Source organism: Dermatophilaceae bacterium Sec6.4 (assembly GCA_039636865.1).
Taxonomy (GTDB): Bacteria; Actinomycetota; Actinomycetes; order Actinomycetales; family Dermatophilaceae; genus Allobranchiibius.
The window spans coordinates 15,541-36,466 of the sequence record CP144172.1 but is presented as its reverse complement, the minus strand read 5'-3'; the positions used below and the strand labels follow the sequence as shown (position 1 = coordinate 36,466).

The following is a 20,926-nucleotide window of genomic DNA, read 5'->3' as shown; positions in this document are numbered from 1 at the left end:
AGCGCCCCGTGTCACGCAAACTCGTCATCGTCGAGTCGCCCACCAAGGTCAAGAGCATCGGCAGCTATCTCGGCGACGGCTATGTGGTCGATGCCAGCATCGGCCACATCCGCGATCTACCGACCCCGTCGGAGATGCCGGCGGATATGAAGAAGGGCCCGTACGGCAAGTTCGCCGTCGATGTCGACAACGGTTTCGATGCCTACTACGTGGTCGATCCGGACAAGCGCAAGAAGGTCGCCGAGCTCAAGCGGCTGCTCAAGGATTCCGATGAACTGATCCTCGCCACCGACGATGACCGCGAAGGCGAAGCCATCGCGTGGCACCTGCTGGAGGTCCTCAAGCCGAAGGTTCCGGTCAGCCGGATGGTGTTCGGGGAGATCACCAAGGAAGCGATCCTGCGCGCCGCGCAGAACACCCGTGAACTGAATATCGCCAAGGTCGACGCGCAGGAGACCCGCCGGATCCTGGACCGTCTCTACGGCTACGAGGTCAGCCCGGTGCTGTGGCGCAAGATCCGCCAGGGGTTGTCCGCCGGGCGGGTGCAGTCGGTCGCGACCCGCATCGTGGTGGAGCGCGAGCGGGAGCGGATGGCCTTCCGTACGGCGTCGTACTGGGATATCGAGGGTGACTTCACCCCGCAGAGCTCCGGTCAGACCTTCGCGGCCCGGCTCAGCTCGGTCGACGGCCGGCGTGTTGCGAGCGGGCGGGATTTCGCCGACACCGGCGAGCTGCGTTCCTCCAATGTTGTACAGCTGGACAAGGAACGCGCCACCTCCATTGCCAACGCCGTCGCGGCAGCCACCGCCACCGTCACCGTTGTGCAGGAAAAGCCCTACACCCGGAGGCCGTCCGCGCCGTTCATAACCTCGACGCTGCAGCAGGAGGCCAGCCGCAAGCTGCGGCTGTCCAGCAAGAACGCAATGCGCGTCGCGCAGCGGCTCTACGAAAACGGCTACATCACCTACATGCGGACCGACTCCACCACCCTGTCGCAGTCGGCGCTGAATGCCGCGCGCTCACAGGCCACCGAGATGTACGGTGCGGAGTACGTCACACCCACCCCGCGGGTCTACGACAAGAAGGCCAAGAACGCGCAAGAAGCCCACGAGGCGATTCGCCCGGCCGGCGACAGTTTCCGCACTCCGGCGCAGGTCGCGGGAGAGCTGCGCGGTGAGGACTTCGCGCTGTACGAGTTGATCTGGAAGCGCACCGTCGCCTCGCAGATGACCGATGCGCGCGGCTCGACCGCGACGGTGCGCCTCAGCGTTCCGGTGGCCAGCAGCGGCGTGGCCGAGCAGGTCGAATTCAGCGCCAGCGGCACGATCATCACCTTCCGCGGATTCCTCGCTGCCTATGAAGAGGGTCGGGACGCCGGAGATGCTGCGGAGGCTTCGGAGCAGGAGCGCCGGTTGCCCCAGGTCGCCGAGGGCGCCCTGCTGGACATCGAGCGCGCCGAGGCCGACGGTCACGAGACCAGCCCGCCCGCGCGATACACCGAGGCGAGCCTGATCCGGGCGATGGAGGAGCGCGGCATCGGCCGTCCCTCCACCTACGCCGCGACGGTCGGGACGATCCAGGACCGCGGGTATGTGCGCACCAAGGGCACGGCGTTGGTGCCGACCTGGTTGGCGTTCGCGGTCACCCGGCTGCTGGAGGAGCACTTCCCCTCGCTGGTGGACTACGACTTCACCGCTTCGATGGAGGAGGGTCTGGACTCGATCGCCTCTGGTGACCTCGGCCGCGTGGAGTGGCTGCAGAAGTTCTACTTCGGTCAGCAGGGTGGCACTGTCGAGGGTCTGCGCGAGATGGTGGAGCACCTCGGGGAGATCGACGCCCGGGGTATCTCGACGATCGAGATCGGCGAGGGGATGGTCGTCCGGGTCGGTCGTTACGGTCCGTACGTGGAGCAGGTCGTCCCCTCCGGGGTGGACCCGGCGACCGGTGAGGTCAGCGGCGAGGCTCCCGACCCGGACGCGAAACCCCGTCGCGCGACGATCGGCGACGACATCGCTCCGGATGAGATGACGCCGGCCAAGGCGCGCGAGCTGCTGGAGGCGGCCGACGACGACGGTCGGGTGCTCGGCCAGGACCCTGAGTCCGGGCACGACATCATCGCCCGTGCCGGTCGTTACGGCCCGTACGTGACCGAGGTGCTGCCCGAGCCACCCGAGCCCGAAAAGGGCGCGAAGAAGAAGGTCGCAAAGGCGAAGCCGAAGACAGCCTCGTTGTTCACGGACATGGAGCTGTCGACGATCGACCTGGAAACGGCACTGCGGTTGATGAGTCTGCCGCGGGTCGTCGGCACTGTCACCGACGGTGAAGGCGAGGAGGCCACCGAGGTCGAGATCACTGCGCAGAATGGTCGGTACGGCCCCTACCTGAAGAAGGGCACCGATTCGCGCACTCTGGCCAGCGAGCAGCAGCTCTTCGACATCACCCTGACCGAAGCGATCGCCATCTACGCCGAGCCCAAGCGTCGCGGGCGTGCTGCGGCGGCGCCGTTGAAGGAGCTCGGCGAGGACCCGGTGTCGGGCAAGCCGGTCGTGGTGAAGGACGGCCGGTTCGGACCGTATGTGACCGACGGTGAGAGCAACGCGACGCTGCGCAAGGACGATGACCCGGCCACGATCACCCCGGAACGTGGATTCGAGTTGCTCGCCGAGAAGCGCGCCAAAGGCCCGACCACGCGCAAGCGGGTGGTGAAGAAGGCCGCCAAGAAGGCCACGAAGAGCACGGCGAAGAAGGCCACGGCAAAGAAGGCAACGGCGACGAAGACGACAGTGCAGAAGGCCGCTGGACGGAAAGCCGCCACCGCAAAGAGCTGAGGGCGCCCAACCTGGATGGTAAATGTCTTTATCCTGGGAACCGACTGGCCGTTCCGGTCGTCAGACCGGTAATTCAGACCATCGAAGGGACCCTCCATGCGCACCACTTTTGCCCGCGTCGTCACCGTTTCGCTGAGCGCGACCGCCGTCCTGGGCCTCGCGGCCTGCGGGGGCGGCTCCGCACCGTCGGTTTCGCAGGCCACCGGCGCGCCGTCCTCGACCTCCACGTCGCAGACGCCCAGCAGCACGTCCAGCTCCAGCACCCCGTCCAGCTCCAGCACCCCGTCGGAAACGTCGACGTCCAGCTCTAGTTCGAGCGACTCCTCGCCTCAGGCGAGCGGTGCATTGCCGTCGGGCTGCGCCTCGAAGGTGAGCCCGAAGACCGCCGACCTGAAGATCGGCCAGCCGGCTGTCTTCAAGGACCGTAACGATGCCACCGTGTGTATGACACCGACCAAGCTGACGGTGGCGCCGGATGCGGTGTACGAGGGCACTCTCACCAAGACCAACGGGACCGTCTACTTCCTCGACGTCAATTACGGCTACGTGGGCGGTGGCACCAAGCCGGTCAAAGCATCCGACATCAACCAGCTGCAGCTGCACCCGGTCGTCGCCAGCGGCCAGAAGGGCAAGACCTTCTACGGCTCCGTGCCCGGCTGCGAGCACAAGGGCGACTACAACACGATCCCAGCCGGCAAGTCCCAGGACACCTGCATCATCTACCAGGTGAGTGGCCCCAAAGCCACGTCCGTGCTCTACAACAACTACACGGTCCGCTACCTCTGGAAGTAACGGATCGACACAGTTGGTGCGCAATGCGGGAACCGTTCGACCGGGCCGACCGTCGGATCCACAACATTGACCACCAAAGGGGAATTTCATGCGCATCACTCTCGCCCGCGTCGCCATCGCATCGTTGAGCACGAGTGCCGTACTCGGCCTCGCGGCGTGCGGCCCGGGCAGCGCCCCGTCCGTCGCGGCACCCAGCAGCACGTCGACCAGTTCTGTGCCGACGTCGTCCTCGTCGTCGCCCAGCAGCTCTACGAGTTCTAGTGCGCCGTCGGACACCTCGACGTCGAGCTCGTCGAGTTCATCAACCTCGGCCAGCCCGTCGGACGGCTCGACGCCGCAGGCCAGCGGCGCGCTGCCCGCCGGGTGCACCACCAAGCTGAGCCCGGACACGGCCACCTTCAAGATCGGTCAGCCGGCAGTGTTCCTGGACAGCAACAAGACCACCGTCTGCATGACGCCCACGAAATTGGTCGTCGCGCCCGACTCGGTATACGGCGGGAATATCGCCAAATCGGGTGGAACCGTCTATTTCCTGATGGCCAACTACGCGAACATGGGCGGCGGCACCGGCGCGGGCAAGGTAAACGCCTCGGACATCAACCAGTACGAGTTCCACCCCACGTTCGGCGCCGGCCAGAAGGGCAAGACCTTCTTCTCATCGGTCCCCGGGTGCGAAAACAACCATGACTACGACGTCATCCCCGTGGGGAAGTCGCAGGACACCTGCATTCCCTTCCAGATCACGGGCGCCAAGGTGTCCGGGGTGGAGTACGACAGCTACCCGCAGTCCTTTGCCTGGAAGTAACCGAACAGTTCCCCACGTATCTGCGGTCGATGACGGCGTCCCGGTGGGTTGTCATGACGGTGACCTAGGCTCATCGTCATGCCACCGCCCACCGGGATTTTCGTCGTCTTCGAAGGGGGAGACGGGGTGGGCAAATCCACTCAGATCAATGCCGTGCGGGCCTGGCTCGACGGTGGCGATCAAGAGGTCGTGGTGACCAGGGAGCCCGGTGGTACCGCGCTCGGGTCCGCGCTGCGCGAGCTCGTGCTGCACGGAGAGCACGTCGCTGCGCGCGCGGAGGCGTTGATCTTCGCCGCCGATCGGGCGCATCACGTGCAGTCCGTGGTGCGCCCCGCCCTTGCGCGCGGGGCCATCGTCCTGGCGGACCGGTACCAGGACTCCTCGATTGCCTACCAGGGCGCCGGTCGTGACCTGGACGCTCGCGAGATCGCCGGTTTGTCCGCCTGGGCGACCGATGGTCTCCTGCCGGATCTGACGATCCTGCTCGATCTCGATCCGGCTATCGGGCTGGCGCGCCGCGGGCCGGGCGGGGACCGGTTGGAGCAGGAAGCCGCGCATTTTCACGACCGGGTGCGCGCCCGGTTCCTGGAGCTCGCCGCGGCCGAGGCCGGGCGCTACCTCGTGCTCGATGCGACGCTGCCGCCGACCGAAGTCACCGCATTGATCTGTGACCGGCTGGCCGCCTCTGTGGGTACTGCGAGATGAGCGTGTGGGATCAGATTGTCGATCAGCCGACCGTTGTCGAGGCGCTGCGCAACGCGGTGCGCGATCCCGCAGCGATGACCCACGGCTGGCTGTTGACCGGGCCGCCAGGATCTGGGCGTTCAACTGCGGCAAGGGCATTCGCTGCCGCGCTGGAGTGCCCTACACAGGGGTGCGGGGAGTGTCACGAATGCCGTACGGCGTTGGACGGCACCCACGCGGATGTGGAGATCGTCTCGACCGCCGGTCTGTCGATTCAGGTGCGGCAGGCGCGCGAGCTGGCGGTGCTCGCTCAGGCGCGGCCCTCGGTGGGCGCGTGGCGGGTCATCGTCATCGAGGATGTCGACCGGCTGACCGAGCGTGCCGCAGACGCGTTGCTCAAAGCGCTGGAAGAGCCTGTGTCGCGAACGGTGTGGCTGCTCTGCGCGCCGTCGCTGGAAGACGTCATCATCACCATCCGCAGCCGCTCGCGGCACGTGCGGCTGCGGACCCCGTCGCCACAGGCCGTGGGGGAGTTGCTCGTTCGCCGCGACGGAATCGACCCGCAGCTGGCACTGGACTGTGCTCGTGCGGCTCAGTCGCATGTCGGGTTCGCGCTGCGGTTGGCCAGGGACGATCAGGCGCGTGAGCGGCGCCGTAAGACCTTGGGGTACGCCGGGGGGATCCACGATCTGGGTAGCGCGATGACCGCGGCCGCGGCACTCGCCGCGATCGCCGGCCAGGAGAGCAGCTCTGCGTCGGCAGATCGGGACGCTGCCGAGCGGACCCGGCTGATGGAGCAGCTCGGCGCCGACCCGACGGCGCGTGCCCAGCCGCCGCACGTCCGATCGCAGGTGTCGGCCTTGGAGAAGGAGCAGAAGACCCGCGCCACCCGATTCGGGCGCGATGTCGTGGACCGGGCGCTGGTCGATCTGCTCTCGATCTACCGTGATGCCCTGATGGTGGCGACCGGGGCGCCGGTGGAGCTGGTCAACGCCGATCTGGGGGAGCAGGTGCGGGCCGTCGCGGGCAGTCATACCCCGGAGCAGTTGCTGCTCGCGATGGATGCGATCGGAGTGGCGCGCACCCGGATCGAGGCGGCGGTGCCGCCACTGCTCGCGCTGGAATCGATGGCGATCTCCCTGCAGCACAAGGAAGCCCGGCGATGAACCGGGGTCAGGCGTCCTACGGCGTGGTGGCGTTCACAGCTGCGGTCTCGCTCGGGTTGGCCGGATGCAGTGGGAGTAGCTCGTCGGGCGATGCGCCGACGTCGGTGCCGGCCTCGGTGACCGCCGCGCCGTCGCCCGGGCTGGCGAAGTTCTACCGCCAGACGTTGGCCTGGAAGAAGTGCGGCGACGTGCGGTGCGCCACCCTGAGCGTGCCACTGGATTACGCAAAACCGGATGGCGTGACGGTGAAATTGGCGGTCGATAAGGTGCCGGCCACCGGTAAACGTAGGGGGTCACTGGTGGTCAACCCGGGCGGGCCGGGCGGGTCGGGGTACGACTACGCCGCAGCTGCCAATCAAATCGTGACCGGTGCGATCCGCAAGTCCTACGACGTCGTGGGGTTCGACCCCCGCGGCGTGCAGCGCTCGGAACCGATTACCTGCGTGGGGGACGGGCAGCTGGACAAGATCCTTGGCGCTGACCCCACGCCGGACGATCCCGCCGAGGAGCGCTCGGCCGCAGCGACGGCGAAGGCGTTCGGTGCTGCCTGCGTCGCGCATGCCGGTCCGCTGCTCGGGCATGTCTCGACGGTCGAGGTCGCCAAGGACGTGGACATCCTGCGGGCCGCGCTCGGCAGCGCGAAGCTGGACTACCTGGGTAAGTCCTACGGCACGCTGATCGGGTCGACGTACGCCGGGCTGTTCCCCGCGAAGGTCGGTCGGATGGTGCTGGACGGGGTGGTCCCGCCGGACCTGACGTCGGAGCAGGTCGCGCAGGGGCAGGCGAAGGGTTTCGAGACGGCGACCAGGGCCTACGTCGCCAACTGCGTGTCGTCGGGGTCATGTCTGCTCGGCGGCAGCGTGGATGCAGGGATGGCGCGCATCAGGGCGTTTCTGAAGCAGGTCGACGGCACGCCGCTCCCGGTCAAGGGTGAGGGTGACGTGCGGGCGTTGACCGAGGGCTGGGCCTCGATCGGCGTCGCCGAGGCAATGTACGACAAGGGGTCGTGGCCGGTGCTGACGGCCGCGTTCAAGGCGGCATTCGCGGGCGACGGGACCCCGATGATGGGCCTGGCCGACCAGTATGCCGACCGGAACTCCGACGGCAGTTACGCGGGCAACATCATGCAGGCCGGTAGCGCGGTGAATTGTCTGGACCAGCCGTCCAACCCGTCGCTGAGCAGCTATGCGCAGGATGCGAAATCGTTCGCCACGTTCGCGCCCACGTGGGGTGCCTACCTCGGGTGGTCGGGTCTGACCTGCGGGGAGTGGCCGGTCAAGGCGACGGGTACGGCGCACCGCATCACGGCGGCGGGCTCCGGGCCGATCCTGGTGCTGGGTACGACGCGTGATCCGGCCACGCCGTTCGAGTGGAGTCAGCGGTTGGCGACTGAGCTCAGCAACGGTCACCTGCTGACCTACAACGGCGACGGTCACACGGCATACGGGAGGTCCGCTTGTGTGAACAACACGGTGGACGCCTATCTGCTGCGGGGCGCCGTCCCGCCGGGTGGCGCCCGCTGCTGAGCGCTGCGGGTCACCCTTCAGGTGCTCGATTCGGGCGATAGGCGCGCTGCTGGCTATACTCGGCGGCGCGTTCGAGCGGCCCGTGCTGTGCTCAGGCCGACCGCGACCGCACGCCGCTTTAGCTCAGTCGGTAGAGCAATTCACTCGTAATGAATAGGTCATCGGTTCGACTCCGATAAGCGGCTCTCTCGTCCTTCAGGTATGCAGCCCAGCGGTTTGGATACTCGACCTGCTGCGGTCGAATCAGTCCGGTCCGCGGCACTCGAGGAGAGCTACGGCCAACGCGGTGATTGATTCCACAAGGACCTACTCACGACACGACCAGTACGCCATGCATGTTGGAGTGGTAGGTGCAGTGGAATGGGTATTTGCCCGGTTTGGTCGGTGCGGTGATGGTGTGGGTGCCCCCACTGCCGGGAATGACCGCGTCGAACAGTCCTTTCGTGTCGGAGGTGACGGTGTGGTCCACGGCGTCGGAGTTGGCCACGGCGATCGTCGCGCCAGGTTTGACACTGGTCGGCACCTGATACTTGAAGTCCTTGATGGTGATCTTCGCCGCCGCGGCCGGCGCGGCCGCAGCGGTGGAGCTACCCGCTGAGGGTGTCGACGTACCCGAGGGCGTCGACGCGCTACTGGTGCCCGTGCTGGTCGTAGGCGCGGCGGGGGAGGCACTCACCGACGACGAGGTGCTGGGTGCGGCAGTGCTGCCGCTGCCACAAGCGCCGAGCAGGAAGATACTGCAGGTCGCGGCGATCGCACCTGCTGTTCGTGAAGTGGTCATCTGGGTACGTCCTGTCAGCGGGGGGCGGAGAACTCTGTCGGCAGGAGTTCGTCACCCTCGGGCGCACAGATGGGGACCTCGCCCGCCAGCCAGACCGCCCCTCGTACCGTGGGGCGCGGGTGTCGGCGGATTCACCTGGGTCACCGGGTGGTCCGCGCCGTTGGTCTAGAGAATTTTTTATAGTGATCCAATCCAGGTTCTGGGGTGTTCCGAATCACTGATGTTCGTTCGACATGATGGACATCCTTGGGGTGGCCCGTGGCCCAACGCCACGGGCGACCTGTGCCAAATGTGCCAGGGCCGGTGGGTAAATCAACGCCGGTAACGCAGCCGATGGTGTCTGGTTGGTCGGGGAATGTCCGGCGCGCACGATCTAGGTTGCTGGGCGCGACGTAATATGCGCAACAGTCGGTGGGGCGTTTGCCTTGTCGTCACGTGTGGAAGAAGGAAGCTCATCATGCGAAAGAAGAACAAGGTTTTGCTGTCTGCTGTGCCGATCGCGGCGTGTGTTGCTGCCCTGGGGATCAGTGCACCTGCCGCTCATGCTGCGGGAACCTCTGGCACGACCACTTACCAGGCCACGTTGGCTGCGGTGACGCCGAACGCTCCGGCGGGCTCGGTTTCTGGGAAGGTCATGATCTCCATCAAGGGGGACCAGGCCACCGTCACCGAGCACGTGTCCGGTCTCGCGGACAAGTTGCCCACTGACACGAAGACGTTGGCCGCGTTGGGGATCCCGGCAGCCTTTGCTGGTGCACCGTTCCCGCACGTGCAGCACATCCACATCAATGGTCAGGGCACCTGCCCGACCGTCGCGGACGACACTGACAAGAACGGTGTTGTCAGCGTCAAAGAGGGGATCCCCAACTACGGGGCGATCGGCACCACCCTCAGCGTCAAGGGCACCACTGACCCCTCAGCAGCTGCCGACGTGACCGTTGCTCCCGGCGGCGCGAACTTCACCTACCAGCGCACCTTCACCATCAACCAGACCACCTTGACGGCCATCAAGGCCAACAAGGCCGAGATCGTGGTGCACGGGCTGAACCCGGCCAACGCGCCCAAGGCCTCACTGACCACGCCGAACTCCTTGGGTGTGACCCTTCCGGGAGCGACCAAGAAGCTCGCGATGATCGGCACCGCGCCGACCCTGTGCGGCCAGTTGGTGGCCTCCCAGATGGGCACGATGCCCAAGGGTTCAGTGAACACCGACTACGCGAGCACCAGTGACTCGAGCAGCCCGATTGCCCTGGCTGGCGGCGCGGCAGCGATCGCCCTGGGTGGCGCTGGCGTGCTCTTGATGCGCCGTCGCAAGCACACCAACGTCTGATCAACAGGTAGAAAGACAGACGTTCACTCATGAGTGACCAGACACGCGCACACAGCCGCACTATCGGTATCGGGCTGCTGTGCGCGTGTCTGGTCCTGGTCGGAGCTATCGCGATCGTGTGGGGTCTGCACCGCCCCCCTCACAACGGCGCGATAGCCCTGCCCACCTCCACAGCCACAAGTGTTCCCGCACCGAAACCATCTCCTCCCTCGACGACCCCAGGTTCCCGCGCACCATCCCAGGCGACAGTCACCGCGAAACCGTCACCGCCGACCAAGGTCGACATCCCCAGCATCAACGAAGGGTCCACGCTGTTGCGTCTGGGAACCACGACCGCTGGGGCCATCGCGGTACCCACTGACAAACTCGCCGATCACGCCGGGTGGTACACCGGATCTCCGATGCCCGGCCAGAACGGGCCGGCGGTCATCGTCGGACACTCCACCAGCTCTCGCGGCGCCGCAGCCTTCTACAACCTCGCGAAAGTCAAGGTCGGTGCCACCGTGCGGGTGGCCACCCAAAACGGCCACGTGCTGGTGTTCACCGTGTACAAGGCCGCCAGTTACCCCAAAACCAACTTCCCGACCGACACCGTGTACGCCAACACCACCGGCCCCGAACTACGCCTCGTCACCTGCGGGGGCACCTTCGACACCCAAACCGGTCACCTCCGCAACAACACCGTCATCTACGCACGACTGACCTCATAAACCCCACAGCAGACCCAACACTCCACCGTGGGGACTACGACCAGCGACAACCCAATGCCCAGGGATGACCGTGACGGGATCGCTGACCGGCGTATCGCCGTGGCTCAGTCGGAGCAGTCGACGGCAACGGCGAGGGCGGCGCAGACCTGACGGATCCGAGCGTCGCTCAGCCGGCCTGTTCGGTCGATGAGCACCGCGAGGGACGCTCTCGACCGAGTCCAGGTTGGCCGCGGAACGACGCGGCCCTGGGCCGGCTTCGGGATCGAGTACCACTTCACTGACGAGTCCCCGAATTATCACTGACGAGTCCCCGAATTGTCGTCGTGCAGGGAGCAATCAGTGCCCGGCGATGCCGTGGGACTACTACGTCGCGGGAAAGCGCGACGACCGGTCGAAGCCCGATTTGCAGCAGCTCGCACCACCACACGTCACCGCGCCTGGAAGAGCCTCACGATGCGGCCGCAGCTTGTCGAACGAGGCCAGGTCGCCTCACCCGTCCGCTCGTCGAGCGGGTGGTCGTCGTAGGCGATCCCAGTCGAGCGGCGCGCCACAACCCCCACAGCATTGACGTCAGATCGTTTCGTGACGCAACGCTCAGGTGCCTGCGCGGGCAGGACCAGTCGGGCACACTCGGGCAGTGATCCGGCTTCCGGATCACTGCCCGGAGGTTTGCGCCTGCGGTGACGCCTGCGTGCCTTCCTGGTCGCCGGGCGCCCGCAATGCGGGTGCGCCGAAGCCGGCTTTACTGAGGATCTCGCCTGCTGCGACACCGAGGGCGCCGATGACAACACCTGCGATATCCAGAGAATGTCGACCGAACGCAACACCGAACGCGAGAAGGAGCGAGCCCAGGATCAGGATGGCGACCATCGTCCACGCCGCGATGCTGTTGCCGTGATTACCGGGTTCCTCTTCAGCCATTGCATTGTCCTTCCATCGGTTGTTGTCACTGTCTAACCCGTGGGGTGGCCTTCGGACCCCGGAATCCGCTATCGGATGCATAGTCAGGCCTGAGCGCTAGTCGTTGCCGTGACGGCGCTTTTCGATGCGAACCAGTAGTTCGCCTACCGAGCCCAGCAGCATGCCGAGGCTCCCGAAGACGAACAACCAGATCGCCAGTGTCTTCACACTCGCCCAGAAAAACATCACGCTGCCGATGACGAACAACGTGTTGCCCGTCAAGCCGAGGCCCAGGTGCACCCATGGGAAATCTCGCAGCGCTGTGCCTATCCACCGGCGCTGCGCGTTGTGGGGCGTTTCGTTGCGCGGTGTGTTCATCTGCACTCCCTGTCCGGTGGCTGGCGCTCTTCGGCAAACATCGGGCGCTCGGTACGTGAGGTCCGAGGTAGTGGCGGTGGTGCTCGCTCTCCGGGGCCTGTTCGATGACTTCCGCTGATACTTCTTCGGCAAACCCCCGGTCCGTCAGGAACCGCGCTTACCGCCTGAACGAGACCAGCGAAGAGGTGCTGAACCGTGCGGGTCACCGGCCACAGATCAAAGATTGTCGTTGGACAACAAAGATACGCGAAGGTCATGTGGTCCGGCAAACTCAACCAGGAGGGGATAGGCGTCCACAGCTGACTGCCCGTGGGACGAGTTCACTGTTCGGGTCCGGTCGACATCGCCGACGGACTACGGCCAGGAAACGAGGCTTAGCGGTAGACCAGGTCCAGGGTGGCGAACGCGCCCAGGGCGTGGTCGGCCTGGAAGGTTTCGTGATCGCGGCGTACCCGGTGGGCGGCGTCGACAGCAAAATGGATGATGTCCTGGGCGAAGAGGTCCACCGCCCCGATAGCGCTGGTGATCGCGGGCTCTATGTCGTGGTCAATTTTGCCGTCTTCATCAGACATGGCATGGGCGCGGGCGAGGACGCGACCACATACCCGCGCGTACTGATGCCAGTCGGCGCTGGACAGGTCGGCCAGGTCCACGTCATCGCGGTACCAGGACCGTTCGCGGACCAGGAAGCTGTTGCCTTCATGGGTGAGACTGCCGTAGAAAACGCCAGGATTGACCATGGACACCCGGTGGGCATCCGCGACCCGTGCGCCGTGGTGGTGAGTGAGGTCCGTGGCGGGGTCGGCATCGGTTGAGTTGAAGTCGGAGGCGGGTACCAGCCCGGTCAGCGCGGACCGTCGGGCCCGTTTGATCTCCAGGAGCACGTCGTCGCTTCCATCGGCGCCCGGTCCGGTGATCAGCACGTAGTAGCGGGTCAGGCCCAGCGACGCGGTGCCTTGGCCTTTACGTTCGGCCACATCCTTGACCTTCATCCCGGCCGCGCGGGCAGGTACCTGGATGTTGCTGTCGCGCACGTACTGGTCGATGAGGTCCTGGAACTCTTCACGCCGGCTGGAGATCGGGACGATTTTCTTGCTGGACGCGAAACGCTGCCGCGTCTCATCGAGATACTTCTTCGCCAGATACTTCGAGCGGGAACCCGAGGTCGCATCCTTGATCAGTTCGGCAATGACCTGCGGGGAATTGTCGCGGCGTAGTTCATCGCCCGTCTCGGTGCCATCGGCGGCGTAGGAGGCAATGTACTCGGCGTATCCGCGCACAAATGCGCCCGCGATGCTGCGTTGTTTCTTCTTACCTTTTCCCCCCTCGTATCCGGCGGCGAGCATGAACGCTGTCGCGCCGCGTTTGAGGTCCCACGTGAAAGGGGCGTAGGCCGCTTCGTCGTAGTCGTTGACCCCGAAGACCGGTACATCGTCGCGGTTGGGTACTACCCCGAAGTTCTGCGGGTGCACGTCACCGGCAGCCAACACCGTTGGCATCCAGGCGTCTTCGCCGACCATGTCGCGGTAGAACAACAACGCGGTACCGCGGAAGAAGGAAAAGAGGGAACCGGCAAGCTTGTCGAACTTCGCTTGGGTTTCCTCGTTCCGGGTCGCGATACGCGTCTCGTGATCTTCCCGGATCGTTTGACGCACATGGACCCGGCGGTCATAGCCGGTCAACATCCGTGGCAACAACACCATCTCCCCAGCGGTACGACGACGCGCGAGATCAGCGAAGGCCTCCACCCTGGACGCAGCAGGCCTCCCGTCGCTCTGATCCCGGAGGAGGTTGGAATCGCCGCTGTTGTTGCTCATGAACGTGTGTCTACCTGACGCTGCACCTCCGCCCGGACCGTGGGGTGGTTGCGCGGTGGTTCGCTTCGTTGCTCTACCGACCACCAGCATGTATCGGCTTGGACCCGGTAGGCCGGTTCCGAGTGGCCCGCGAGCCCGCTCCCGATGACTTGAGTTCCAGGCGTTTTCGCCCGCTCGACCGGTGACTTCCCGTTGGTCATTCGGACAGCCCGGCGGCGCGCAACGCGTGCACCACCAGCGGGCCGCGCGGGGTGCCAGCCCGGTGCAGTGAAATACCGCCCCCGGCCTCGAAAATCAGTACATCGACCTCCGCAAGATCGCCGACCCCCTGTTGGCGCAGTATCGAGTAGACGTCGCCTTCGGTCAGGCCGGCACGAGTCATGCCGCGGCCTTGGATGCCACCCTGTAGGACCAGCACTTCGGGTCGGTCCTCCGCCATCCGCATCACCCGCCAGCGACGACGGGTCTGAGCGATGATCCGATGGGCGATCAACAACGTGATGAGGGCGCCGGCGCCGGTGACGAAGGAGGTGGTGTTCGAGGTCGCTGTGCGCCCGATGATCGCACCCAGCGCTACCGAGACCACGAAGTCGAACGGGCGAAGCTGCGCCAGGGTGCGTCGCTCACCCACCCGGAACCCGACCAGGGCCACAACGAACAACAAGACCGCCTTGCCCGCGACCCACCCCAACTGGTCGATATGACCGATGACCTGCGACATGGAGAAACTCCCTCGGATAACGGCACCGGCAGCATGTCCGGAGTACTACGTCCCATCCTGCCCACTTACCCGGTCGGAGACCTCGCCGGCAGTCCAGAACGCGGCCCGGGACCGCACCGCCACAGCCCGGGAAGGTCCCCTGATGGCGTTTTCGGACTCTGCCGCTGCCGTGAATCGCGCTATGGATGTCGACCGAGTTTCCGGGGCGCCTTCGGGTTGGTCCGACGGTCGGCCACATACCCCCGAGGGGTACTGTGAAGTCATGGAGAAGCAACGGCTCGATCCGAGGGTGACTCGTAGGTCTTTGTTGGCCCTGACCGTGGGGGCGGGTACGACGATCTTGGCGGCGTGCTCGACCGGTGACTCTCAGGGTGCCGCTGCCGGTTCAGCCACGGGCAGTGGGTCACGGGTGTTGGCCACTGATTCGCTGGTGCAACAGGTTGAGGACAAGCGGGCCAGTAGTGGTCGGCGGGTGACGGCAGCGTTGACAGCGGCTCCGTTCGGTACCAGCGTGGCCGGTCGGGCGGTGCAGACCTGGGGGTACAACGGTCGCTTGCCCGGGCCGGTGCTGCGGGCCCGCGCGGGCGACACCCTCTCGGTGGTCCAACACAACCGGCTGACCGCACCGACGTCGGTGCACTTGCACGGCCTCGCACTGCGTAACAACGCCGACGGGGTGGCCGGTCTGACTCAAGCGGCGACCACGCCGGGCTCCTCTTTCACCGCGACCTTCAAAACTTCTCAACCGGGCACGTACTGGTATCACCCACACGTGGGGTTACAGCGTGAACGGGCGCTGTACGGGCCGCTGATCATCGATGATCCGAACGAACCGCTGAAGTACGACGCCGAGTGGGTGCTCGTGCTGGACGACTGGCTGGACGGGATCGACGGCCGGACCCCCGAAAAGGAAGCCGCGACCTTGGCGGGCGGGATGAGTGGATCCGGGATGTCCGGGATGTCCGGGATGTCCGGGATGTCCGGGATGTCCGGGATGTCCGGGATGGGCGCCGGCGGTAGCGGGATGTCGGGGATGTCTCATAAGAATGGGGCTGCACCGGCGAGCCCGTTCTTAGGTGGTGATGGTGGGGACGTGAGCTATCCGGCGCATCTGATCAACGGCAAGTCCGGGGTAGATCCCGAGGTTTTCACCGCCAAGCCTGGGCAGCGGGTCCGCCTGCGGATCATCAATGCTGCCGGTGACACCGCCTACCGGGTCGGTATCCCTGGTGTGACGTTGACCATCACTCACACCGACGGGTATCCCGTCACGCATCGCCAAGCTGATGCCGTGGTGCTGGGTATGGGTGAACGGATCGACGCGCTGATCACCGTGCCGACCCGCCCCGTTCCGTTGCTGTCACTGGCCGAGGGCAAGACCGGGTCTGCGTTCGCGATTCTTGCGGCCGGGTCCGGTGCCCGACCGAGCATGTCCTCGGTACCGAAGACGCTGACCGGTCAGGTGATCGAGTCGCGTTCGACAACCGCAGACCCCGCTGTGCAGCTGCCGTCGCGGACTGTCGACGTCACCCACACGCTGCACCTGACCGGGGGCATGGGCAGGTACGACTGGGGCATCAACGGGCGACGTTTCGACATGAGAGACCCGTACAAGTCAGCGTTTGGTATTCATGCCGGTGAACGGGTGCGCCTGAACTTCACCAACAACACGATGATGTGGCACCCGATGCACCTACACGGGCACACCTTCCAGGTCGGATCCACCGGCCCACGCAAGGACACCGTCATCGTCAAACCGATGGAAACGGTCAGCGTGTTCTTCGACGCCGACAACCCTGGCCAATGGCTGACCCACTGCCACAACGCCTACCACGCCGAGCGCGGAATGATGGCAGTCGTCTCCTACCTGCGCTGAGCGGCCGCTCGGGATTGTCGAGGAGGAGATCGACGTCCCGGCGGCGGGGGCGGTCGACCCCGAAGGGGCCGATCCGGTCAGGGTGGTGACGAGGAGTAGAGATCTACCCCCGATACCCGTAGCCCTGTACGGGTTTGCGTAGGTGGGTCGAAGAGGAGTAAACCTGATAGGCGACCTACACATGGGGGCCGCAGATCCAGGAGTTGGCAATGCAGATTGTGCATGGGGTGTGGGAGGGCGTCGATACGGCGTTCTTCATGTTCTGGGCCACGTTGTGGGCGTTGGTGTTGGGATTCGCGTTGTCCGGGGCGGTGCAGGCATTCGTCTCGCGGACCCAGATGCAGCAGGCGCTGGGTGATCACCGGCCCAAGACGTTGGCGAAGTCCTCGTTCTTCGGGGCGGTGTCATCCTCTTGTTCCTACGCCTCGTCAGCGTTGGCGAAGTCGTTGTTCGCTCGGGGCGCTGATTTCACCGCGTCGATCGTGTTCATGGTCGCTTCCACCAACCTGGTGCTGGAGCTGGGGATCGTGTTGTGGTTGCTGATCGGGTGGCAGTTCGCGCTGGCCGAGTTCGTCGGTGGCGCGATCATGATCATGTTGCTGGGGCTGGTCGTGCCCCGCGTGATCCCCGCCGGGTGGTTGCAGCAGGCGCGGGAGCGCCTGGATGACAGCGCCCCGGATGACGATGCTGCGGGTCAGCAGGATGAACCGTTGAGCAAACGGCTACGTAGCCGCCGCGGGTGGGGTGACGCTTCGGGTTACACGATCAGCGACCTGAGCATGCTGCGCAAGGAACTGTTCATCGGGTTCGTGGTTGCGGGGTTCCTCGCCGCCCTGGTGCCGACCTGGTTCTGGCGCTCGATCTTCCTGACGGGGCACGGGTTCTGGTCCTCACTGGAGAACGTGATCATCGGCCCGTTCCTGGCGTTGATCAGCTTCGTCTGCTCGGTCGGCAACGTGCCACTCGCCGCGGCGTTGTGGGAAGGCGGGATCAGCTTCGGCGGTGTCGTCAGCTTCGTCTTCGCCGACCTCATCACGTTGCCGCTACTGGCGATCTACCGCAAGTACTACGGCACCAGGATCATGCTGCGGCTGTTGGGCGTCATGTGGGCCACGATGAGCGTGGGTGGTTTGGCTGTGGAGTACCTGTTCCGCCTCGTTCGCATCCCGGCGCCCGGGCGGCCCACGATGGTGGTCCACACCGGTTTCGAGTGGAACTACACCACCTTCCTCAACATCGTCGCCCTCATCGGGTTTGCAGTCCTGTACTGGTTGTACAAACACCGCGACACCAGCGGTGGGCGCTACGCCAAAGACCCCGTGTGCGGGATGCAGGTCGAAATCGCCAACGCCCCCGCCCGACGCAGCAGCCCCACCGGCGAGGGAGTGTATTTCTGCTCGGATCACTGCGCACAGCGCTATGACACAACTGGCGCCGGCAACGGTGGACATGGCACTACGGACAAGGAGACTGGCGACTCAGGTCTGTTCGCAGAGGATCCGATGTGCGGGATGCGGGTAGAGATCGCCGACGCGGCTGCGGAGCGCACCGATGCGTCCGGTGCTGCGGTGTATTTCTGCTCCGAGCACTGCGCACAGCAGTACGAGGAGACCAACCGCGCTGGCAGCACGTCGAACACGTCGCAGGGATCACGATGAGTTCTGCAGAGCACGACCATCCGATCGACCCGGCCCGGGTGGCGCATGCGCGGTCCCGTCTGCCGTCCGTGGAGGATGCCTCGCGCCTGACCAGTCTGCTGTCGTTGATGGCTGACCCGGTACGGCTGCGGCTGATCTACGCGCTCGATGTCACCGAGGAGCTATGTGTGGGGGACCTGTCGCTCGCCTTGGGTGTCAGCGAGGATTCGGTCTCGTACGCCCTGCGGTTGTTGCGCACCGCGGGGCTGCTGGTGACGCGTAAAGAGGGCCGTGTCGTCTACAACCGGCTCGCCGACGACTTCCCGGCACCGTTGCGCGATCACTGCCTGCGCCAACTGATCGACCTGACCCGGACCGACATACCGGAGGACGACGATTCTCCGCGCCCGGGCGGCGGCACCGACTGATGCCGCCACGACCGGCCTGAGGACCGGCTGCTGCCCAGGCTCATAACCGCGGCTCGACGCACCGCGTTCGCCACCTCCGAAAAATCTGGCCCGTTCTTGTTGGGAGTCCTGTCGTGTACCTCGCCCCGCTCGTGGTTCTCGCCGCCGCAGTAGTTGGTATTGCCAGCGTCTGGGGGCTACATCGGATCACCGCGGTGTCATCCGAGCCGTTGGTCGTCCTGCCGTTCCAGTCCGGCTGGCGCCCCCAGGAACACGCGCTTTCCCGCTACCACGCCCGGTGGTACCTGGCGACCTTGACCTTTCTCGCGTTCGACGTCGAGATGCTCTTCATGTATCCCTGGGCCGTAGTGGTCGCTGACCGTGGCGCGTCGGCGGTCATCGAAATGTTCGTCTTCCTCGGAGCGCTGCTGCTCGCCGTCGTCTGGGCCTGGCGCGAAGGGGCACTGCGATGGGTCTGAAACACCTGTTCGCAACCCTTGCGGTCGACGCCACCCACGTGCTCATCGTGCAGGCGCCGGGAGCTTGGCGCACCCGGGTGGCGGTCGAGCATGAAGTAGCCCGCCGCGGTTGGCGGCTGGCAATTGTTGCCGCCGACGCGGACGCCCTCGTCGTCGCAGGAACTGCGGGATCGCGGTTGTCGCAGCAGATCGAATCGGTCTGGGATCAACTGCCGGGGCCACGGTCGCGAATCACCGTCACCGACGGCGCCGACCCTGTAGCCGTCCGCCGGAACCTGGAGGCAGTGAAAGCCCACCTGCTGGACACCGACCGACAGGTTCGTGACGCGCATGAACGACGTGGCTTCGACCCCGATGACATGAGCGGTAGCGGCGACATGGACATGGGCGGTGGCGATGACATGGACATGGGCGATGACATGGATATGGATATGGACATGTCGCCCAGCGGTATTCCGCTTGCCGAGGGTGAGCAGGACCGGGACGGGTTGGAGATGGACGTGCTGCACGTATCGCTCGGTCCGGTGCTGCCGTTCTGGCCTGCCGGGTTGGTGCTGCGTGCCACGCTGCAGGGAGACGTCGTCGTTGCAGCCGAGGCAGATGTTCTCGACGACAACGATCGGTCACCCGGGCGCCCCGGCCCGACGCAGCGTGCTGCTCTGCGGTGTGATCAGGTCGCTGGTGTGCTGGCCTTGGCGGGTTGGGCCGATGGGTACACAGCCGCCGTACGCGTTCGTGATGCGCTCATCACCGGTTCAGCTGCGGCATCTGCTACCGACCTGCTCGATGGTCTGGAACACCGGATTCGGCGTCGTTGGTTACTGCGGTGGTCATTGCGCGGCATCGGGGACCTGCGCCGCGCCGATCAGCTCGAAGATGCCCTCCGGGCACACTCGGGCGACGTCTACGATCGCCTCCTGGGCCTGATCGACGGCGCGCGAAGCGACCTTGCTGGTATCGAACGCCCGGTGCTGCCGTTCCTGGAGCTACTCCATGTCGCCGAGCGTCTGGTGGTCGGTCTGGACCTGGCCACCGCTCGGCTCGTCGTGGCCAGCCTGGGTATCGACACCGCCACGATGTCTGCTGCTGCATCGAACGGGCCTCAGGACGCGGTCCGTGGCTGACCTGGCTCATGTGCCTGACGTGGTTGACGTGGCGTCACCGGTCACGCTCGTCTCGCCCGGGTGGGCCGTCCTGGCCGGGGTGCTCGTTCTTGGCTTGGCATGGTTCGCGGCGACTGTCGATGGTGTTGCCTCCTCTCGCGCCCAGGGAAGCCGCGCTGTCCCGGGTCGCCCCGTGCGGGAGGTTGCCCGCCTGATGCGTCAGCGTCGTCGCACAACCGTGCAGGCCGATACCCCGCTCTGGCGGGCCGGGTCGAGCGGGTTGTTGGTCATCGCGACCTTGATGCTCATCGTCGTGCCGCTCGGGTCGTGGACGGTGTTCGATCCGCCGGTCGGGGTGGTCTGGTTCAACGCGATGGATGTGTTCGTGTGGGCGTTGATCTGGTTGACCGGATGGGGCCCCAACTCCGTGTACGGCCTGGTCGGCGGATACCGATTCCTGGCCCACGCCCTCGCCTACGAACTGCCGCTGATGTTTGCGCTCGTCGCCCCGCCCATTGCCGCACACAGCCTGCGGGTCAGCGACGTGGTCGCCGCTCAACACGGTCTGTGGTTCGTGGCCTGGATGCCGGTCGCTTTCGCGGTCTACCTCATCGGTGTGGCCGGTTTCTCCGTATGGGGTCCCTTCTCAGCAGCGGCGGGCTCCGACATCGCCGGCGGGGTCGCTGCGGAGCTCTCCGGGTTGGACCGGTTGCTCTTTTTCGCCGGACGCTACGCGTTGCTTGCTGCGGGGGCGGCTTTCTCGGTCCCGATGTTCCTCGGCGGTGGAGCCGGGCCGTTGCTGCCGGGTTGGTTGTGGGTCCTGGTCAAGACACTCGTGGTGCTGACCGTGCTGGTGCTGGCGCGGCGCCGCGTACCGGTGTTGCGCCCGGACCTGTTCATGGAGGTCGGGTGGCTGATCGTGTTGCCAGCCGCGCTGGTCCAGGTGCTCGTGGTGTCGGTCATCTCTGTCTGGAGGAACTGAAGCC

19 protein-coding genes and 1 tRNA gene are annotated in these 20,926 nt (G+C 65.7%); 15 read left to right on the top strand and 5 right to left on the bottom strand.

Annotated features, from left to right (window positions below):
- Positions 1–8 precede the first annotated feature (8 nt).
- The 7 genes from topA to V3G39_00195 all read left to right on the top strand — a co-directional run bounded on the left by topA (position 9) and on the right by V3G39_00195 (position 7,986).
- Entirely contained in the window at positions 9–2,828 is a 2,820-nt protein-coding gene (gene topA, locus V3G39_00225; protein ID XAS76495.1) for a type I DNA topoisomerase, read from the top strand.
- Between the two features lie 96 nt (positions 2,829–2,924).
- Positions 2,925–3,620, top strand: coding sequence for a hypothetical protein (locus V3G39_00220; GenBank protein ID XAS76494.1), 696 nt, complete (start codon positions 2,925–2,927; stop codon positions 3,618–3,620).
- Positions 3,621–3,708: 88 nt separating this feature from the next.
- Positions 3,709–4,425, top strand: a complete 717-nt coding sequence (locus V3G39_00215; protein XAS76493.1) for a hypothetical protein — start codon at positions 3,709–3,711, stop codon at positions 4,423–4,425.
- Between the two features lie 78 nt (positions 4,426–4,503).
- Positions 4,504–5,130 carry a dTMP kinase gene (gene tmk, locus V3G39_00210; protein XAS76492.1) on the top strand — a complete coding sequence of 209 codons (627 nt, stop codon included), beginning with the start codon at positions 4,504–4,506 and terminating at the stop codon, positions 5,128–5,130.
- Positions 5,127–6,275, top strand: coding sequence for a DNA polymerase III subunit delta' (locus tag V3G39_00205; protein XAS76491.1), 1,149 nt, complete (start codon positions 5,127–5,129; stop codon positions 6,273–6,275). The genes tmk and V3G39_00205 overlap by 4 nt, the downstream gene beginning before the upstream one ends.
- On the top strand, positions 6,272–7,801 hold the full coding sequence (locus V3G39_00200; protein ID XAS76490.1) for an alpha/beta hydrolase: 1,530 nt from the start codon (positions 6,272–6,274) through the stop codon (positions 7,799–7,801). Before V3G39_00205 ends, V3G39_00200 begins: the two co-directional genes overlap by 4 nt.
- A 112-nt stretch (positions 7,802–7,913) precedes the next feature.
- Positions 7,914–7,986, top strand: a tRNA-Thr gene (locus tag V3G39_00195).
- Positions 7,987–8,111: 125 nt separating this feature from the next.
- Here the strand turns inward: V3G39_00195 and V3G39_00190 are convergent.
- Positions 8,112–8,582 carry a cupredoxin domain-containing protein gene (locus V3G39_00190; protein ID XAS76489.1) on the bottom strand — a complete coding sequence of 157 codons (471 nt, stop codon included), beginning with the start codon at positions 8,580–8,582 and terminating at the stop codon, positions 8,112–8,114.
- A 457-nt stretch (positions 8,583–9,039) separates the two neighbouring features.
- On the opposite strand from V3G39_00190, the gene V3G39_00185 reads away from it, so the two are divergent.
- Both V3G39_00185 and V3G39_00180 read left to right on the top strand, forming a co-directional pair.
- The gene (locus V3G39_00185) at positions 9,040–9,912 is read left to right on the top strand and encodes an LPXTG cell wall anchor domain-containing protein (protein XAS76488.1); all 873 of its coding nucleotides are present in this window, start codon (positions 9,040–9,042) and stop codon (positions 9,910–9,912) included.
- Positions 9,913–9,941: 29 nt separating this feature from the next.
- Positions 9,942–10,622: a class F sortase gene (locus V3G39_00180; protein XAS76487.1), complete on the top strand. Its 681-nt coding sequence runs from the start codon at positions 9,942–9,944 to the stop codon at positions 10,620–10,622.
- Positions 10,623–11,276: 654 nt separating this feature from the next.
- On the opposite strand, the gene V3G39_00175 is transcribed toward V3G39_00180, so the two are convergent.
- From V3G39_00175 to V3G39_00160, 4 genes are all read right to left on the bottom strand, one after another.
- On the bottom strand, positions 11,277–11,543 hold the full coding sequence (locus tag V3G39_00175; protein ID XAS76486.1) for an HGxxPAAW family protein: 267 nt from the start codon (positions 11,541–11,543) through the stop codon (positions 11,277–11,279).
- Between the two features lie 96 nt (positions 11,544–11,639).
- Positions 11,640–11,900 carry a YrhK family protein gene (locus tag V3G39_00170; GenBank protein XAS76485.1) on the bottom strand — a complete coding sequence of 87 codons (261 nt, stop codon included), beginning with the start codon at positions 11,898–11,900 and terminating at the stop codon, positions 11,640–11,642.
- Positions 11,901–12,274: 374 nt separating this feature from the next.
- Positions 12,275–13,717 carry a DUF2252 family protein gene (locus V3G39_00165; protein ID XAS76484.1) on the bottom strand — a complete coding sequence of 481 codons (1,443 nt, stop codon included), beginning with the start codon at positions 13,715–13,717 and terminating at the stop codon, positions 12,275–12,277.
- A gap of 196 nt (positions 13,718–13,913) precedes the next feature.
- Positions 13,914–14,438: a YetF domain-containing protein gene (locus V3G39_00160; GenBank protein XAS76483.1), complete on the bottom strand. Its 525-nt coding sequence runs from the start codon at positions 14,436–14,438 to the stop codon at positions 13,914–13,916.
- 262 nt (positions 14,439–14,700) lie between these two features.
- Here V3G39_00160 and V3G39_00155 point away from each other — a divergent pair, with 262 nt between their 5' ends.
- From V3G39_00155 to V3G39_00130, 6 genes are all read left to right on the top strand, one after another.
- Positions 14,701–16,314, top strand: coding sequence for a multicopper oxidase family protein (locus V3G39_00155; GenBank protein XAS76482.1), 1,614 nt, complete (start codon positions 14,701–14,703; stop codon positions 16,312–16,314).
- A 209-nt stretch (positions 16,315–16,523) separates the two neighbouring features.
- Positions 16,524–17,972 carry a permease gene (locus tag V3G39_00150; protein XAS76481.1) on the top strand — a complete coding sequence of 483 codons (1,449 nt, stop codon included), beginning with the start codon at positions 16,524–16,526 and terminating at the stop codon, positions 17,970–17,972.
- On the top strand, positions 17,969–18,379 hold the full coding sequence (locus tag V3G39_00145; protein XAS76480.1) for a metalloregulator ArsR/SmtB family transcription factor: 411 nt from the start codon (positions 17,969–17,971) through the stop codon (positions 18,377–18,379). Before V3G39_00150 ends, V3G39_00145 begins: the two co-directional genes overlap by 4 nt.
- A 113-nt stretch (positions 18,380–18,492) precedes the next feature.
- Positions 18,493–18,837 (top strand): NADH-quinone oxidoreductase subunit A, encoded by a 345-nt coding sequence (locus V3G39_00140; protein ID XAS76479.1) that lies wholly within the window; start codon positions 18,493–18,495, stop codon positions 18,835–18,837.
- Positions 18,828–19,961 carry a hypothetical protein gene (locus tag V3G39_00135; protein XAS76478.1) on the top strand — a complete coding sequence of 378 codons (1,134 nt, stop codon included), beginning with the start codon at positions 18,828–18,830 and terminating at the stop codon, positions 19,959–19,961. Before V3G39_00140 ends, V3G39_00135 begins: the two co-directional genes overlap by 10 nt.
- Positions 19,954–20,922 (top strand): NADH-quinone oxidoreductase subunit H, encoded by a 969-nt coding sequence (locus tag V3G39_00130; GenBank protein ID XAS76477.1) that lies wholly within the window; start codon positions 19,954–19,956, stop codon positions 20,920–20,922. The genes V3G39_00135 and V3G39_00130 overlap by 8 nt, the downstream gene beginning before the upstream one ends.
- Positions 20,923–20,926 lie beyond the last annotated feature (4 nt).